The organism is Lacisediminihabitans changchengi (genome assembly GCF_016634425.1).
GTDB lineage: Bacteria > Actinomycetota > Actinomycetes > Actinomycetales > Microbacteriaceae > Lacisediminihabitans > Lacisediminihabitans changchengi.
This window is the reverse complement of the sequence record NZ_JAEPES010000006.1, coordinates 1-15,337: the sequence shown is the minus strand read 5'-3', so window position 1 is coordinate 15,337 and position 15,337 is coordinate 1. Positions and strand designations below refer to the sequence as shown.

16 protein-coding genes, 1 tRNA gene and 1 rRNA gene are annotated in these 15,337 nt (G+C 66.6%); 7 read left to right on the top strand and 11 right to left on the bottom strand.

Annotated features, from left to right (window positions below; genetic code table 11):
• Positions 1–42: 42 nt before the first annotated feature.
• Complete coding sequence (locus tag IV501_RS15015) at positions 43–909, bottom strand: alanyl-tRNA editing protein (RefSeq protein WP_200557150.1); 867 nt, start codon at positions 907–909, stop codon at positions 43–45.
• Between the two features lie 74 nt (positions 910–983).
• Between IV501_RS15015 and IV501_RS15010 the strand changes: the two genes are divergently transcribed.
• The 3 genes from IV501_RS15010 to IV501_RS15000 are packed head-to-tail and all read left to right on the top strand — an operon-like array spanning position 984 to position 3,626.
• Entirely contained in the window at positions 984–1,265 is a 282-nt protein-coding gene (locus IV501_RS15010; RefSeq protein ID WP_200557149.1) for a metal-sensitive transcriptional regulator, read from the top strand.
• Between the two features lie 10 nt (positions 1,266–1,275).
• Positions 1,276–1,497, top strand: a complete 222-nt coding sequence (locus IV501_RS15005) for a heavy-metal-associated domain-containing protein (protein WP_200557148.1) — start codon at positions 1,276–1,278, stop codon at positions 1,495–1,497.
• Positions 1,494–3,626, top strand: a complete 2,133-nt coding sequence (locus tag IV501_RS15000; protein WP_307812336.1) for a heavy metal translocating P-type ATPase — start codon at positions 1,494–1,496, stop codon at positions 3,624–3,626. Before IV501_RS15005 ends, IV501_RS15000 begins: the two co-directional genes overlap by 4 nt.
• Before the next feature lie 59 nt (positions 3,627–3,685).
• Here IV501_RS15000 and ykgO read toward each other — a convergent pair whose 3' ends face one another.
• The gene (gene ykgO / locus IV501_RS14995; RefSeq protein WP_200557147.1) at positions 3,686–3,808 is read right to left on the bottom strand and encodes a type B 50S ribosomal protein L36; all 123 of its coding nucleotides are present in this window, start codon (positions 3,806–3,808) and stop codon (positions 3,686–3,688) included.
• Between the two features lie 69 nt (positions 3,809–3,877).
• Positions 3,878–5,050, bottom strand: coding sequence for an ice-binding family protein (locus tag IV501_RS14990; RefSeq protein WP_200557146.1), 1,173 nt, complete (start codon positions 5,048–5,050; stop codon positions 3,878–3,880).
• A gap of 209 nt (positions 5,051–5,259) precedes the next feature.
• On the opposite strand from IV501_RS14990, the gene IV501_RS14985 reads away from it, so the two are divergent.
• Positions 5,260–6,201, top strand: a complete 942-nt coding sequence (locus tag IV501_RS14985; protein WP_200557145.1) for a universal stress protein — start codon at positions 5,260–5,262, stop codon at positions 6,199–6,201.
• 24 nt (positions 6,202–6,225) lie between these two features.
• Here IV501_RS14985 and IV501_RS14980 read toward each other — a convergent pair whose 3' ends face one another.
• The gene (locus tag IV501_RS14980; RefSeq protein ID WP_200557144.1) at positions 6,226–7,374 is read right to left on the bottom strand and encodes a MalY/PatB family protein; all 1,149 of its coding nucleotides are present in this window, start codon (positions 7,372–7,374) and stop codon (positions 6,226–6,228) included.
• 152 nt (positions 7,375–7,526) lie between these two features.
• Between IV501_RS14980 and IV501_RS14975 the strand changes: the two genes are divergently transcribed.
• Positions 7,527–7,796: a hypothetical protein gene (locus IV501_RS14975; RefSeq protein ID WP_200557143.1), complete on the top strand. Its 270-nt coding sequence runs from the start codon at positions 7,527–7,529 to the stop codon at positions 7,794–7,796.
• A 97-nt stretch (positions 7,797–7,893) separates the two neighbouring features.
• On the opposite strand, the gene IV501_RS14970 is transcribed toward IV501_RS14975, so the two are convergent.
• The 3 genes from IV501_RS14970 to IV501_RS14960 are packed head-to-tail and all read right to left on the bottom strand — an operon-like array spanning position 7,894 to position 10,977.
• Positions 7,894–9,243, bottom strand: coding sequence for an ABC transporter substrate-binding protein (locus tag IV501_RS14970; protein WP_200557142.1), 1,350 nt, complete (start codon positions 9,241–9,243; stop codon positions 7,894–7,896).
• 31 nt (positions 9,244–9,274) lie between these two features.
• Positions 9,275–10,102: a carbohydrate ABC transporter permease gene (locus IV501_RS14965; protein WP_200557141.1), complete on the bottom strand. Its 828-nt coding sequence runs from the start codon at positions 10,100–10,102 to the stop codon at positions 9,275–9,277.
• A complete protein-coding gene (locus tag IV501_RS14960) occupies positions 10,099–10,977 on the bottom strand; it encodes a carbohydrate ABC transporter permease (RefSeq protein ID WP_200557140.1) in 879 nt (292 codons plus the stop codon). Before IV501_RS14960 ends, IV501_RS14965 begins: the two co-directional genes overlap by 4 nt.
• Positions 10,978–11,205: 228 nt before the next feature.
• Between IV501_RS14960 and IV501_RS14955 the strand changes: the two genes are divergently transcribed.
• Both IV501_RS14955 and IV501_RS14950 read left to right on the top strand, forming a co-directional pair.
• Positions 11,206–11,736 carry an NADPH-dependent FMN reductase gene (locus IV501_RS14955; protein ID WP_200557139.1) on the top strand — a complete coding sequence of 177 codons (531 nt, stop codon included), beginning with the start codon at positions 11,206–11,208 and terminating at the stop codon, positions 11,734–11,736.
• 47 nt (positions 11,737–11,783) lie between these two features.
• Entirely contained in the window at positions 11,784–12,551 is a 768-nt protein-coding gene (locus tag IV501_RS14950; protein ID WP_200557138.1) for an isocitrate lyase/PEP mutase family protein, read from the top strand.
• Positions 12,552–12,592: 41 nt separating this feature from the next.
• Here IV501_RS14950 and IV501_RS14945 read toward each other — a convergent pair.
• From IV501_RS14945 to rrf, 4 genes are all read right to left on the bottom strand, one after another.
• A tRNA-Ser gene (locus IV501_RS14945) sits at positions 12,593–12,677 on the bottom strand.
• A gap of 60 nt (positions 12,678–12,737) precedes the next feature.
• Complete coding sequence (locus tag IV501_RS14940) at positions 12,738–13,541, bottom strand: HAD-IIB family hydrolase (protein WP_200557137.1); 804 nt, start codon at positions 13,539–13,541, stop codon at positions 12,738–12,740.
• Positions 13,538–14,803 carry a serine--tRNA ligase gene (serS, locus tag IV501_RS14935; protein WP_200557136.1) on the bottom strand — a complete coding sequence of 422 codons (1,266 nt, stop codon included), beginning with the start codon at positions 14,801–14,803 and terminating at the stop codon, positions 13,538–13,540. The genes IV501_RS14940 and serS overlap by 4 nt, the downstream gene beginning before the upstream one ends.
• Before the next feature lie 418 nt (positions 14,804–15,221).
• A 5S ribosomal RNA gene (gene rrf / locus IV501_RS14930) occupies positions 15,222–15,337 on the bottom strand.

Sequence of the window (15,337 nt, the reverse complement as noted above, 5' to 3'; positions counted from 1 at the left end):
GCGATCCTCACCAGAGACCGGCTCGAACCCGACCCTTCGAGATCAGGACGCTACTGCCGTGGTGCGCATGGTGAGCTCGGTGCCATCCTCGCTCGCATCGAGCGTGACGCTGATCGCCGCGAGCTCGGAGAGCGAGCGCACGTGCGTGCCGCCGCACGGGATGGATGCCGCGCCGCCGGGCAGTGCAGACTCCCAGAAGCGTCGCGCGATCAGGGTGTCCCCCTCGCGACGGATGTCGACGGCGACACCGGAGCCGACCCACTCGGCCAGCTGCGCGTTCACCGCGGCGGCCACGGCATCCGTCTCCGCCAGCAGGCGGGCCTTGTCGAAACCGCGCTTCTTCAGCGACTTGCCGAGGCGGTACACGTCGGTCGAGCCGAACTCCTCGATGCGGGAGCTGGCGATCGCCTCTCCATCGAAGTTGGCCACCCCGCGACCATCGGCGGCGACCGCCTTGGTCCAGTCGTCGGCCAGAGCGACGTTGAGCGCCAGCGAGGCGAGGTGACAGGCGGTGTGGCCGGCCGAGAGCGCGCGGCGGTAGGCCGGGTCGATCTCGACGGCGACCTCCGTGCCCAGAGTGAGCGCGGCATCCGTCTCCGTTACATGGCCGACGACGAAGGTCCACCCTTCTGCGCCCTTCTTGACCGGGATGTCCGAACCCGCGAAAAAGCCAGAGCCATCGGTCGCGCAGACCACGACATCGAGCAGGGCAAGCGTGCTGCCGTCGACCGTGAGCGACCCGCGGTCGGCGCCCTGATCGGGCCAGGCCGAGTCGACCGGATGGGCAGCCGTCGTGTCGAGCACGACGATCTTCTGCCCGGCCGTTCCGTCGGCGATGTGCACGATGCGACCGGTCGAGGCGACGTCGCCTACAGAGAAGGTGACGACTGTTTCGGTGATCTCAGACATCTCTCGATTCTGCCGTGCACTCCCCGTCGTCGAGTACAGTGGATACCCCGAGAGGGTATTAAAAAGGGGACATCATGGTCGGTTACGTCGACAACAAGGATCAGATCCTGAAGCGGCTGCGGCGCGCGGAGGGCCAGGTTCGGGGCATCCAGCGCATGGTCGAAGAAGACACATACTGCATCGACGTGCTCACCCAGATCTCGGCCGCCACCAAGGCGCTGGAGACGGTCGCCCTGTCGCTGCTCGACGACCATCTCAGCCATTGCGTCGCGGAGGCGGCCGCCGAGGGCGGCCCGGTCGCCGACGAGAAGATCCGCGAAGCCTCGGCGGCCATCGCCCGCCTCGTCCGTTCCTAGGGAGACATCAATGAGCATCAGCACCGACTACTTCGTCACCGGAATGACCTGCAACCACTGCGTCACCAGCGTCACCGAAGAACTGATCGCGGTCGACGGCGTCGATGCCGTCACGATCAAGCTCGCCGTGGGCGGCGCCTCGACCGTCACGGTGACCAGCAGCACTCCGATCGATGAAACGGATGTCCGCGCCGCCGTCGCCGAGGCCGGCTACGACCTCGTCTCGGTGTGACTGACACTCCCCGGGCCGAGCTCGCGCTCGTCTCCCTAGATACCCTTTCTCTCGATATCGGGGGAATGACCTGCGCCTCCTGCGCCAATCGCATCGAGCGCAAACTCAACCGCCTCGACGGGGTCACTGCCACGGTGAACTACGCCACCGAGAAAGCGCAGGTGCGCGCCCCGGGCGTCGATACTGCGCTCCTCATCGCCACCGTGGAGGCCGCGGGCTACACCGCCGAGTTGCCGGTCGCGGATCGGACGCCGGTGCCAGACGGCCTGCGTCGCCGGCTCATCATCTCCGCCTCCCTCGCGGTGCCCGTCGTGCTGCTCTCGATGATCCCCTCGCTGCAGTTTCCCGGTTGGCAGTGGGTGACCCTGGCGCTCACCACCCCGGTGGTCGTCTGGGGCGCCTGGCCGTTCCACCGTGCCGCCGCGCTGAACCTGCGCCACGGTGCCGCCACGATGGACACGCTGGTGAGTGTCGGCGTTCTGGCCGCCTACCTGTGGTCGCTCTACGGTGTGACCTTCGGCGGGTCCGTCGGGATGGGCGCGGGCACGCATCTCTACTTCGAGGTCGCCGCGGCCGTCACTGTCTTTATCCTCGGCGGCCGGTACATCGAGACCCGTGCGAAGAAACAGTCGGGGGCGGCGCTCGCGGCGCTCCTCGAGTTGGGCGCGAAGAATGCCACGCTGCTGCGAAACGGGGTCGAGGTCGGCGTGCCGGCGGCATCCCTCGTTCCGGGGGACGTGATCATCGTGCGACCGGGTGAAAAGATCGCCGCGGACGGGCTCGTCGTCGACGGCAGCTCTGCCGTCGATCAGAGCATGCTCACCGGAGAGTCCGTGCCGGTGGAGGTCACCGTCGGCGACCGCGTCGTGGGCGCGACCGTGAACGCGAGCGGAGTGCTCACGGTCGAGGTCACCCGTGTCGGGGCCGACACCGAGCTCGCCCGCCTGGGCCGGCTGGTCGAGGCCGCCCAGGGCGGCAAGGCCGAGGCTCAGCGCTTGGCCGACCGCATCTCGGCGATCTTCGTGCCCGTCGTGATCGGGCTCGCGCTTGTCGCGTTCGTCGGCTGGCTCCTGTTCGATGGCTCTCTCGAAGCGGCTTTCACGGCCGGGGTGGCGACGCTGATCATCGCGTGCCCCTGCGCTCTGGGGCTGGCGACCCCGACCGCGCTGCTCGTCGGCACCGGGCGCGGCTCGCAGCTCGGCATCATCATCCGCGGGCCGGAAGTTCTCGAACAGACCCGCGTGGTCGATACCATCGTGCTCGACAAGACCGGCACGGTGACGAGCGGGCGGATGTCTGTGGCAGCCGTTCATCCCTCCCCCGGCGTCAGCGAACGCGAGTTGCTCATCGCCGCCGCTGCCGTGGAGCGCGGTTCCGAGCATCCGGTCGGGCGGGCGATCGTGGCGCACACCGCGGCCTCGGTTGCCGTCGTCTCGGGCTTCCGCGCGCATCCCGGTCACGGGGTGGAGGCGACCGTCGATGGGAGCATCGTGCGCGCAGGGCGGCCGGAGTGGGTCGGAATCGAGGCCGTGGACAGCGCGGCGACGATCGTCGCCGTCAGCCGTGACGGGCTCCCCCTCGGCAGCATCGAGGTGCGCGATACCCTCAAGCCGACCAGCGCGCAAGCAGTCACCGCGTTCCGCGCCCTGGGCCTGCGCCCCGTGCTGCTCTCTGGCGACAACGACGGCGCGACATCGGCCGTGGCAGCAGAGGTCGGGATCGCGGAATTCCACGCGGCGGTGACCCCCCAGGGAAAGCTGGAGCTGATCCAGGGGCTGCAGGCGGCCGGCCACGTGGTGGCGATGGTCGGCGACGGGGTCAACGATGCGGCTGCCCTGGCCGCGGCAGACCTCGGCATTGCGATGGGTGGCGGCACTGACGCGGCGATAGCGGCGAGCGACATCACCGTCGTAAGCGGCGACCTCCTGGTCGTCGCCGACGCGGTTCGACTGTCACGGCGCACGCTCGGTGTCATCCGTGGCAATTTGTTCTGGGCCTTCGCCTACAACGTCGCGGCGATTCCGCTAGCGATGCTCGGGCTGCTCGGCCCGCTGGTCGCGGGAGCCGCGATGGCGCTGTCGTCGGTGTTCGTGGTCACCAACAGCCTGAGGCTGCGGCGCTTTCGGTAGCCAGCACCCTCGTTAACGAGAAAGAGCGCCCCATCTGGAGCGCTCTTTCTGCGACTAGATCAGCCCTGGCGGGCCTTGAAGCGCGGGTTGAGCTTGTTGATCACGAACGTGCGGCCGCGACGGCGGACAATCTGCGAACCGGGAGCCGACTTCATAGAACCGAGGGAGTTACGAACCTTCATGGGGTTCCTTTCTGTTACTATTGATAACAATTCTCAACGGATTTCATTCCCGAGTCGCTCTGCCTGTGTCTAGTGGCGGTGGGCCCGGCGACGGGTGATCATGACCGATCCGACGACGAACAGCACCGCACCGACGGCAACGAGCGGCAGGGCGTTCGTGCCGGTGTTCGGCAGAGTTGCGGCCGGTACGTCGAGCACGACCGGCGAGGGAGCCGGAGCCGGAGCGGCAGCCGCAGCGGCAGCCGCCGTCGCAATCGAGTAGATCGAATTCTGTGGCGATCCCACTTCGTTCGAAGCAGTGACGGTGAAGGTCGCCGTGCCCGCGGTCGTCGGGGTGCCGCTGATCACACCGGTCGCCGAGTCGAGGCTGAGGCCGGCCGGCAGCGCGCCCGAGCTGATCACGTAGCTCGGCGCCGGGGTGCCGGAAGAGACGAGCGTGAACGAGTACGGGGTACCGACGGTGGCGTCGGTCGGTGCCGCAGAGGTGACCTCCGGGCTGTCGCTGCTGGAGATGAGGGTGCCGGTGGCGTCGGCGCACGCGGTCGGTGTGGTGATCACGTTCGTGTCGAGCGTCACCGCCCCGGTACTGGCGAGCAGCCGCCCCTGCACGGTCGCGCCGGTCACGGCCGTGATCGACTGCTGGGCCATGACCGTGCCGACGAAGTCGGTCGCGCTCGCCAGGGTTGCTGAGCTGCCGACCTTCCAGAACACGTTGCACGCGGAAGCCCCACCGGTGAGCACGACATGACTTGCCGAGCCGGTGATGAGCGTACTCGCCGCCTGGAACACCCAGACGGATGTCGCGGTGCCGGCCAGCGTGAGCGTTCCGTTCAGCGACAGCTCGCCGCCCGAATACACGCCGGGCGTGAGCGACAATCCGGCCAGGTCACCCAGCCCCTGCGTCGTGGGGGTGAGACTGGCTGCGACGTTGTATGCGGTCAACAGGTCGGCCTTCGCTTGCTGGGCCACGGAATCGGTCGGATGCACGATGCCGCTGGTCCCGGGCGGGAACCCCGATATCGCCGTGCCCGGGCTGACGCCCAGCTCGCCGTTCACTATGGTCGGGCCGGTATTGGTCACCGCACTGCCCGCCAGCACGCCGAAGGGCGTTGCCGAGCCGAGATTGATCGGGCCGTCAGCCACCGTTGCGGCCGTCGCAGCCGACGGCAGGGCGATCACAGCCAACGCAACGCCGAGTGAAACCACGATCACGCCGATGCGCACATTCTTGACTCTGGCCACGATGGGCTCCCTGTCTCCGTTGAGTCTGGCTCCGTTGTCAGCGGCGGAGAATCGGGCATTCTTGGCTGCTAGGAAAAGTTCTAACACCCGTCTACAGGTCTGTCTACGGCCCGAAGGGGCCTTGACAATCGGCGAATTCGGGGTGCTGAGAAATGTTTAAATCCTGGCCGCCCTGGTGCACGACAGTCAGGTATGCGATGGTCGGTCCCATGGCTCGCACTGAAGCGTCGACATCCGTTCTCATCGGTCACGATGGATCGTCCGGAGCGGACCGGGCGCTGAGTGTCGGGCTCGATCTGGCCGAGCGTCTCCGGTCGCCCGTGGAGATCATTCGAACCTTCGTTATCGATGACTACCCGGCCACGGTGACGGAACTCCTGGGCTATCCGTCGGCCGACCAGGAGCTTGCCGCGCGTTTCCGCGCCGAGCTAGAGAGCGACACTGCTTCCGTCGTGTCGACCCACCCCGACCTCGTCTTCGAGTACGAGGCTCGCCCTGGGCGACCGGCCGACGTCTTGTGCGCGGCGGCAGCAGATGCACGGATGCTCGTGGTCGGCTCGCGTGGTCGCGGCGGCTTCACCGGGCTCCTACTCGGCTCGGTGAGCAATGAGTGTCTCCACCGCTCCGCAATACCCGTCCTGGTGGTTCCCGACTCGGGCCGACAGGTGATTGGCGCGGTGCCCGCTGGGCCTGCCGATCCGTCTCCGGCGATCGCCGCCGGCACCATCGTCGTCGGGCACGACGGCTCGCATCACGCCGACGTCGCGCTCGGTATCGCGCTCGGGCTGGCCGAGGATCTCGACGCTCCAGTGTCCGTCATCCGATCCTGGACGATCGACACGGCGCCGACGGGATCGGTGTGGGACAAGGGATACGTTTCCTCCTTTGCCGAGATCTCCGCGCGGGTCTCCGCCGACCTGGAGCTCCAGCTCCGCCCGGCTCTCGAGCGGCACCCTTCGGTTGACGTCACGGCACACGGAATCTTCGGTGGGGCGCAGGAGGTTCTGCTGCGGTCATCCGTTGGCGCCCTCATGTTGGTGCTGGGCACGCGTGGGCGCGGCGGCTTTCAGGGCCTGCTGCTCGGATCGGTGAGCAGCCAGTGCGCCGATCGTGCCAACTGCCCCGTGCTGGTCGTCCCCGATCGGAGCTGACGGGACGGACGCGACTGACGCGGGTCAGGCGATGCTGGCGGCGATCCGCTGGATCGCCTCGCGCAGAATCTCGGGATCGCAGGCCAGGTTGATCCGCACGAACCCGTCGTAGGCGGCCCCGTACTTGTGGCCAGAATTGAGGGCCACCCTGGCCGTCTCGATGAGCACGGCCGCCGGGTCTTCACCCAGATCGAAGGCACGGAGGTCGACCCAGGCCAGATAGCTGGCCGAGGGTCGGTGGTACACGGCTGCGGGGAGGAGTTCGGCGAGAAGCTCGGCGAGCAGCCGGTCGTTGGCGACGACCGCGTCGAGGGTCTCGTCGAGCCAACCGGTCGTGGCGAAGGCGGCGACGTTGGCGTGAAGTCCGAGGATGCTGGTGCGACAGGTGACCTCCTCGGGAAAGCTGTCGAGCAACGCCAGGGTGCGCGCATCGCCTGCCACCATGAGGGCGCACTTCACCCCGGCGAGGTTCCATCCCTTGCTGGCCGAGGTCACGCAGACGGCGCGCGCACCATGCACCGCCGCGACATCGAGAAACGGGATGAAGTCGACGCCAGGATGGGTCAGCGGCGCGTGCACCTCGTCGCTGACAACAAGCACGTCGTACGTCGCCGCGAGCCGTGCGATCTCGCCCAGGACCCGCTCGTCGAACACCAGACCGAGCGGGTTGTGCGGGTGACAGAGCAGATACGCATCGGCTCCATCGGCGAAGGCCCGCTCGAGGGCTGCCAGGTCGAGCGACCAGGCGGCATCCTGGTGAATCAGCGGCACTTCGACGCGGTTCGCGCGTGCCTCATCGATGAGCTCGTAGAAGGCCGTATACACCGGCGGGTTGATCACGACGCGGCCGTCAGGCGGGATGCCATAGCGCAGCGTCTCGACGATGGCCGTGCTCACATCCGTGGTCACCCGAACCCGGTCGGGATCGACCTGCCAGCCCCACCGAGCGTCGGCGAAGGTGGCGAAGGCGCCGGAGAGCGGCCCTGGGGCGTCGATGTATCCGAAGTCGGAGGCGCGCACGCGTTCGATCAGGGTCTGGGCGATTTCCGGAGCGATCTGGTAGTCCATCTCGGCCACGGAAAGCGGGATGACATCGGGCGCGTAGCGGGTCCACTTCACGGAGGAGCGACCAGCGCGTACCTCCGCGAGAGAGAAGCCCGGGGCGATCGTCATCAGTCCAGCATCGTCGCTCCGGCTCGCGATTGCTCGGTGACCGTAACGGGACGTAGCAGTCATGAACCAGTGGAGGGGGTTGTCAGCCGTGTCGGCGCGACGCTATACATGTCCGGAGAGCGGAATCGCCGCACTCGCTCAAGGGGGAATTCATGACCACGCCCAGTACCAGTCCAATAGCAGCACCAGCGGGAACCGACTTCCCGGGTAAGACCCTCGGCATCGTCGGCCTCGTGCTGGCGATCTTCTTCAACCTCATCGGCCTGATCATCAGCGCGGTCGCCCTCAGCCAGTCCAAGAAGGCCGGGTACAAGAACACGCCGGCGGTGGCGGGAATCGTCATCGGTGCAGTGCTGATCGTGCTCGGCATCATTCTGTCGATCGTGCTCGGTGTCGCTGCCGCGAATATTCAGACGTCATAAGCACGCGGATTCCATCGGCGTCAACGCCCCTCCCCTCCGCTCGCGCGGACGGGAGGGGCGTTCGTCATTGTGCCGCCGGGGGTGGCTACCGCTGGCGTTACTCGGTCAGCCCGGCGTTGGCGGCGGTCTGCGCCGCCTTCAGCGCCGCGGCGATCGACCCGGTGGTCCGCCCGGCGAAGATCTCGTTGAGAGCCGAGGTCAGGTCGGCCGAGGTGGCCGTGGCGTTCGGGATGATGTCGTTCTTCAGCGTGCCGTCGGCGACGCCGTCGACGATCGGCTTCGCGTCGACCCCCTGCTTCTTCCAGTAGTCGAAGTACGACCCCTGCGCTGCGGTGACCGCGGGGATCAGCGAACCGCTGGCGCCGAGGGCGAGGCTGCCCTTCTCGCTGCCGATCCAGCGCAGCACTTTTTGGGTGGCATCCGCGTGCGTGCTGGCGGCATTGCCGGCGGCGATGATGCTGTTGGTCACCGGGATGCGGCCTGCCGGTCCCGCGGGGATCGGCGCGATCCCCCAGCCGAACTTCGCCGACTTCTGGATCAGCGCGAGGTTGTACGAGCCCGACTCGAAGACGGCGAGCTTGCCCTGCAGAAACTGGTCGCGGGCGAAGTCCCCGTTGCCGTTGGTGTCTGCCGCAGACGGGGCGACGTGGTACTTGTCGACCAGGTTCACCACGTATTCGATGGCCTGCTCGGCCTTGGCGTTGCTGGCGAAGGTGTACTTGCCACCGGACTGGTACAGACCACCGTTCGACCCGACGAAATTGCCGACGATCGCGTCGAAGTCGTTCGAGGCGTTGAAGCCGTACTGGGCGAGGTTCGAGCCGTCGAAGCCCGCCTGGTCGGCCGTGCGTCCGGCCGAGTCGATGGTGAGCTTCTTCAGCGCGGGCAGGAAAGTGTCGTTGTTCGAATGCTCGGGATCCCAGGTCAGGTCGTCAAGGTCGACCCCCGCCTTCTCCACCAGATCCTTGTTGAAGTAGAGCACCTTGCCGCCGTCGATCAGCTGCGGCACACCCCAGAGCGATCCCTTGCGGGTGTACTGCTTCACGGCCGAGGGTTCCCAGGCCACGACCTCGTTCTTCAGCGTCGACGACACGTTGACGAGCTTCGCGTTGTCGGCGTACGGCGCGAAGTTGTAGGCGTTGGTCCAGAAGATGTCGTCGCCGCCGCCCGACGAGAGATCGGTGCGGAGCTTGTCCCAGTAGTTCGCCCACGGGATCTGATTCACCTTCACGGTGATGTCGGGGTTGGCCTTGGTGAAGGAGTCGAAGGACTTCTCGTAGGCTGCCGCCACGGCGTCGTCACTCCAGATGCGGAACGAGACAGTGGTCTTCTCGCCCGAGCCGTCAGCGCTGCTGGAGCTCGAGCATCCGCTGACCCCCACAGCGAGCGCGGCGAGACCCGCGACGCCGGCAAGGACGCGGGCGAGTGTTCGTGATTGCTGTCGCATTTGGGGGGTTCTCCTGCTGGTGGGTGGGCTGTCAGTTGATGCCGCGGATCGCGAGCGATCTCACGATCTGGCGTTGGAAGACGAGGAAGAGAGCGAGCAGCGGCGTGAGCGAGATGACGGCGGCGGCCATCACGAGCGTCCAGTTGCCGTTGTACTGGGTCTGCAAGGAGGCGGTGGCCACGGTGAGCACCTGCCAGTCGCCGCCCGAGGTGATGATGAGCGGCCAGAGGAAGTTGTTCCAGTGGCTGACCGCGGTGATCACGACCAGGGTGGCGATGATGGGCCGGCTCACCGGCACGGCCACGCTCCATAGCGTGCGCAGGGCGCCGGCGCCATCCAGTGTCGCGGCACTCAGCAGGTCCTGCGGAATCGCCAAGAAGTGCTGGCGGAGCAGGAAGACCGCATACGGCGAGCCGAGCAGAGACGGGGCGATGATTCCCCAGAACGTGTCGCGCAGACCCGCCCCCGCAAACAGTGTGTATAGCGGAATCGTCGTCACGATGGCCGGCACCATGAGCGTGCCGAGGTAGGCCCAGAACAGCAGGTCGCGCCCGGGGAAGCGCAGGCGCGCGAAGGCGTATGCGGCGAGCACGGAGCAGCTGACCTGCACCACCACGATCGTGACGACGACCGCGAGTGTGACGAGCGCTGCGCGCAGAAAGCCGTAGCGCGCGAGCAGGTCTCCGAAGTTCTGCAGGGTCACCGGGTTCGGCAGCGCCGTCACCGGGCTTGACGCAAACTGCTCGGGTGTCTTCAGGGCCGTGAGCAGGCTCTGCACGAAGGGCGCCAGCGTGATCAGCAGACCGGCGATGAGCACAACGTAGGTGACCGTATCGGCGAGGCGGAAGGGTCGTCTCATGACAGCTCGTGCACCGTCCGCTTACTGAAATACAGGCCCGAGGCGACTGTCGCGATCACCAGGATGACCATCAGCACGAGGGCCATCACCGAGGCATGACCGAACTCGAACGACTGGAAGGCCTCGTGGTAGATCCGGCCGGAAACGACATCCGCCGCTCCCTGTGGACCGCCGTTGGGGGCGAGCGCGTAGACGGTGTCGAAGATCTGAAACGCGCTGATCAGGCCGGTCACCACCACGAAGAAGGTGGTCGGGCGCAGTAGCGGCAACTGGATGCGCCAGAAGGCCTGCCAGCCGCCCGCTCCGTCGATGCGCGCTGCCTCGATCACCTCCTCCGGTATCGCGCCGAGGCCCGCCGCGAAGAACAGCGACACGTAGCCCACGTTCGACCAGACGGCGACGAAGATGATTGTTCCGAGCACGAGCTGGGGGCTGGCGAGCCACTCCACCCGATGGCCGATCAGAGCGTTCAGCAGACCGTCGGTGGGGGCGAAGATCCACTTCCAGACGATACCGAGGGTGATGGGCGCAGAGATCCACGGGATGAGGAACGCGACCCGAAACAGTCCGCTTCCTCGCACCCTCCGGCTGAGCAGCACGCCGACGAGCAGGCCGAAACAGGTCTGCAGCGGCACGGCGACAGCGACGAAGATGGCCGTGATACCGAGCGAGCGAGCGAAGCGCCCGTCGGCGAAGACCGAGAACCAGTTCTGCAGACCGACGAACCGGGCCGGGGTGATCAGGTCCCAATGCTGAAAGCTCAGCCAGATGACGACGGCAATCGGAACGGCGAGAAAGGCGAGAAAACCGACAAAACTGGGTAGCACGAAGGCGTAGCCGGTGACGGCTTCGCGCCGATCGGCTCGTGCTCCCATCGCCCGCCCCCTTGTCAGCTCTGCAGACACTCCTCGGGGAGGCTAATGCACGCCGCAGCACCCCCGAAATCTAGACGCCGTCACCATGAGGGCCACGGTCGCGGCTGCGCGAGTTGACGCGGAAGACGCCTCCCCCGTCCGCAATCCACCGTCACACTCCGCCACGGTGATCACCGGTGGCCACCGATCACCCAGACTGGTGATGACGTCACCGATCGGAGGATCCGGATGCTCACCGTGACCGTGTTGGTCGGCAACCCCAAGGCCGACTCCAAGACCCTGCTCCTCGCGCGCACTCTCACCGAGGCGCTGCTGCGCGAGCAGCAGTTCGAGGCCACCGAGATCGATCTTGCGCACTACACCGGCGAGATCTTCGACTGGTCGTCGGTCGAGGTGTCAGCCCTGACCCAGCGCGTGGCGACGAGCGATCTGGTTATCGTCGCCTCTCCCACCTACAAGGCCGCCTATACCGGCCTGCTCAAGGCCTTCCTCGATCGCTACCCGACCAACGGATTGAACGGCGTCGTCGCCGTGCCGGTGATGACCGGAGGAGATCTCACCCACTCTTTGGCGGTGGAGCTGACGTTGCGCCCGCTGCTCGTCGAACTGGGCGCGAGCGTGCCGAGCCGCGGTCTCTACTTCGTGGCGAGCCGCATCGATGAGGTCGCCACGGTGGTCGATGAGTGGGTCGAGGCGAATGGTGCGCCGGTCATCCGGGCTCTGTGGGGATTGCCCGGTAGCCCTCGAACCCGGGGTTGAGGCTCAAGAGCTGTCGGATTCCCCTCGACCAGGGCTAGCGTTATGGCATGACTACCGTCGAAAAAGCCGAGGTCCTCCGCGCTCTTCACCAGGCGCCCGAAATCCTCCGCGTCGTCAACGTCTGGGACGCGATCTCCACCAAGGTGATCACCGACCTGCCGGACACCAAGGCCATCGCCACCGCCGGACACTCCATCGCCGCGAGCCACGGCTATGCCGACGGCACCATGCCACTGCAGGACTCACTGGACGCGATCGAACTCATCGTCAAGGCCACGGAGCTGCCGGTCACCGCCGATCTCGATGACGGTTATGAGGCGCCGGGCGAGACCGTCCGCCGGGCGATCGCCATCGGCGTCGTCGGTGCGAACGTCGAAGACCGGCTAAAGCCATTCGACGAGTCGGTAGCCCGGGTGAGCGCGATCATCGCGGCCGCCGAGGCAGAGGGCGTGCCGTTTCAGCTGAACGCGCGCACGGACGCTATCGCCCGCGGTGCCGGACCCCTGGATGAGCGCGTCACCGAGGCGATCGCGCGCGGCCGGGCCTTCCTCGACCAGGGCGCAGCGCTCGTCTTCATCCCCGGGCTCACCGACCGCGAGTCGGTGCAGCGCGTCGTCTCCGAGCTCGGGCGCAACACCGTCAGCGTTATCGGCCTGCCCGGTGCGCTCTCGGCCGCCGAGTATGAAGATCTCGGCATCGCGCGCATCTCGTACGGGCCGTTCATCCAGCGCGCAACCCTCCTCGCGCTGCAGAACCTCGCCACCGATCTCTATGGATCAGGCGTGATTCCGGCGGACCTGCCGGCACTCAACTAGCCGCCTGCGCTCGACTCGCTACTGCAGGCCACCAACTACTGCGGAGGGCGTGGGATTCGAACCCACGAGACATTTCTGCCCACCAGTTTTCAAGACTGGCTCCATCGGCCGCTCGGACAGCCCTCCATGGAACAGTGGCGATTCTATCGGAGATGGCAGGCGTAGCCGCTCAACCACCACAGCCGGTTACAACGCGGCGAGCACCTGCGCCGCGCCACCGGCGATGTCCGTGCCGGTGGTCTCGTTCGACGCGTCGAGCACCTCGAGCGGCGCCTGCCCCATCGCGATACCGCGCCCCTCCGCGGATGCCCACTCGAGCATGTCGATGTCGTTGCGTCCGTCGCCCATCGCCACGACATCCGTCCGGGCGAAGCCCAGCAGCTCCCGCACGCGCTCGAGTGCCGTGGCCTTGTTCACGCCGTCGGGCGCGATGTCGAGCCAGGCGGTCCAGCCCACGTTGTAGCTGACCTTGTGCAACCCCATCTTCTCGACGACCGCGAGAAAATCGTCAAGGTCGTGACCGGGCGACAGCACCACGACGCGGGTCGCCTCCCGGTCGAGCAGGTCCTCGAAGTCGACTCGCTCCCCGATGGCTTCGATACCCGCCTCGGGAAAATCGCCGCCCGCGTATCGGAAGCGACCATCGGCGTCTTCGACCGCATAGCGTCCGTCGGTCAGATGTTGGCTGATGGTAGTCAGCACCTCGCGCGGGGAAAAGGTCTCCACGTAGGCCTGGGAGTAGCCGGTCGTCGCACCTGGGTCACGCTGCAGAGTGATGGCGCCGTTCGCGCAGACCACGTAGGTCGGCTCGATGCCAAGCCGATCGAGCACCGGGAGCGTCATCGAGACCGAGCGTCCGGTCGCGAGCATCACCTCGTGACCGAGATCGCGGGCGTGATGAACCGCCGCGATCACCTCGGGCGTGATCACGCCGTCTTCGCGCATGACGGTGCCGTCGACGTCGAGGGCGATCAGGAGCCGGTCGCTCATGCGACAGGCTCGAGAATTTCGAGACCGCCGAGATAGGGCTGGAGAGCAACCGGAACACGCACCGAGCCGTCGGCCTGCTGGTGGGTCTCGAGGATGGCAACCAACCAGCGCGTCGTCGCCAGCGTTCCATTCAGGGTCGCAACCGGCGTGGTCTTGCCCGACTCCCCGCGATAACGGATGTCGAGCCGGCGCGCCTGATACGTCGTGCAGTTGCTCGTCGAGGTGAGCTCCCGATACGTTCCCTGGGTGGGCACCCACGCCTCGATGTCGAACTTGCGCGCGGCGCTCGAGCCGAGGTCGCCGGCGGCCACGTCGATCACCCGGTAACTCAGCTCACAGGCCTGCAGCATCGACTCCTGGAACGAGACGAGGCGCTCGTGCTCCGCCTCGGCATCCTCCGGCAGCACGTAGCTGAACATCTCGAGCTTGTTGAACTGGTGCACCCGAAGAATGCCTCGGGTGTCTTTGCCGCCCGAGCCGGCCTCGCGGCGGTAGCAGGTCGACCAGCCGGCGTAGCGCAGCGGTCCGTCGGACAGGTCGAGGATCTCGTCGGAGTGGAAGCCGGCCAGGGCCACCTCGCTGGTGCCGGTGAGATACAGATCGTCTGCGGGGAGGTAGTAGATCTCGTCGGAGTGGGCACCGAGGAATCCGGTGCCGGCCATGATCTCCGGGCGCACCAGCGTGGGCGTGATCAGCGGCTCGAAGTCTTCTGACAGTGCCTTGTCGAGGGCGAGGTTCATCAACGCGATCTCGAGGCGCGCACCGACACCACGCAAGAAGTAGAAACGACTACCCGAGACCTTGGCACCGCGGGTCATGTCGATGGCGCGCAGCTTCTCGCCGAGCTCTAGGTGATCGCGGGGCTCGAAGTCGAAGACGGGCTTCTGGCCGACCTCTCGCAGGGTGACGAAGTTCTCCTCGCCACCGGCGGGCACGCCGTCGATGATGGGGTTTTGGATGCCGCTCATCGCGGCCGAGAACTCGGCCTCCGCATCCGCCGCACGCTGAGCAAGGCCCTTGACCTCGACCGCCAACTTCTGGGCCTCGGCGAGCAGGTGCTGCTTGTCTTCGCCCGTGGCCTGCGCCACCGCCTTGCCGAGCACCTTCTGCGTCGCGCGCAGATTCTCCGACTCGGAGATCGCGCTGCGCCTACTGGCGTCGGCGGCGAGGGCCACGTCAACCAGTTCGACGGATGCCCCCCTGGCGGCTTGGGACGCACGGATCAGGTCAGGACTATCGCGAAGAAGTTGGGGGTCGATCACCCGTCCAGTCTATTCAGCCGACAGCGCTCTGCTCGCTCGAAGCGCGGCAACGAGAGGGTCAGGAGAAACCCCCTTAAACCCGACAAGCCGCCGAGACGATCGTCCATCCTGCGATGGTCCGACGTCTCGGCGGCTCGGGTCTCGGAGCGAAGATCAGTCGCGAGCCTTGCCTGCAGCCTTGGTCTTCTTCTCCGCGCGCTTCTCCTTGAGAGACTTCGACGCAACGGTCTTCGAGGTGGTCTTCTTCGGTGACTTATCTGCCATGGTGTTCTCCTCGCCGGCGGAGCCCATCTGGCTCGGGCCGTGCACACGAGACTACGGGTTCATGGACGGCACGAGAACACCGGATGTCCGCATCCCGATGGTTAACGCAAGAAAGCCACCCCGAAGGGTGGCTTTCTTGGTTTTTCTAAGTTAAGTCCGGCGGTGTCCTACTCTCCCACAAGGTCCCCCTTGCAGTACCATCGGCGCTGAGAGTCTTAGCTTCCGGGTTCGGAATGTGACCGGGCGTTTCCCTCTCGCTATGGCCGCCGA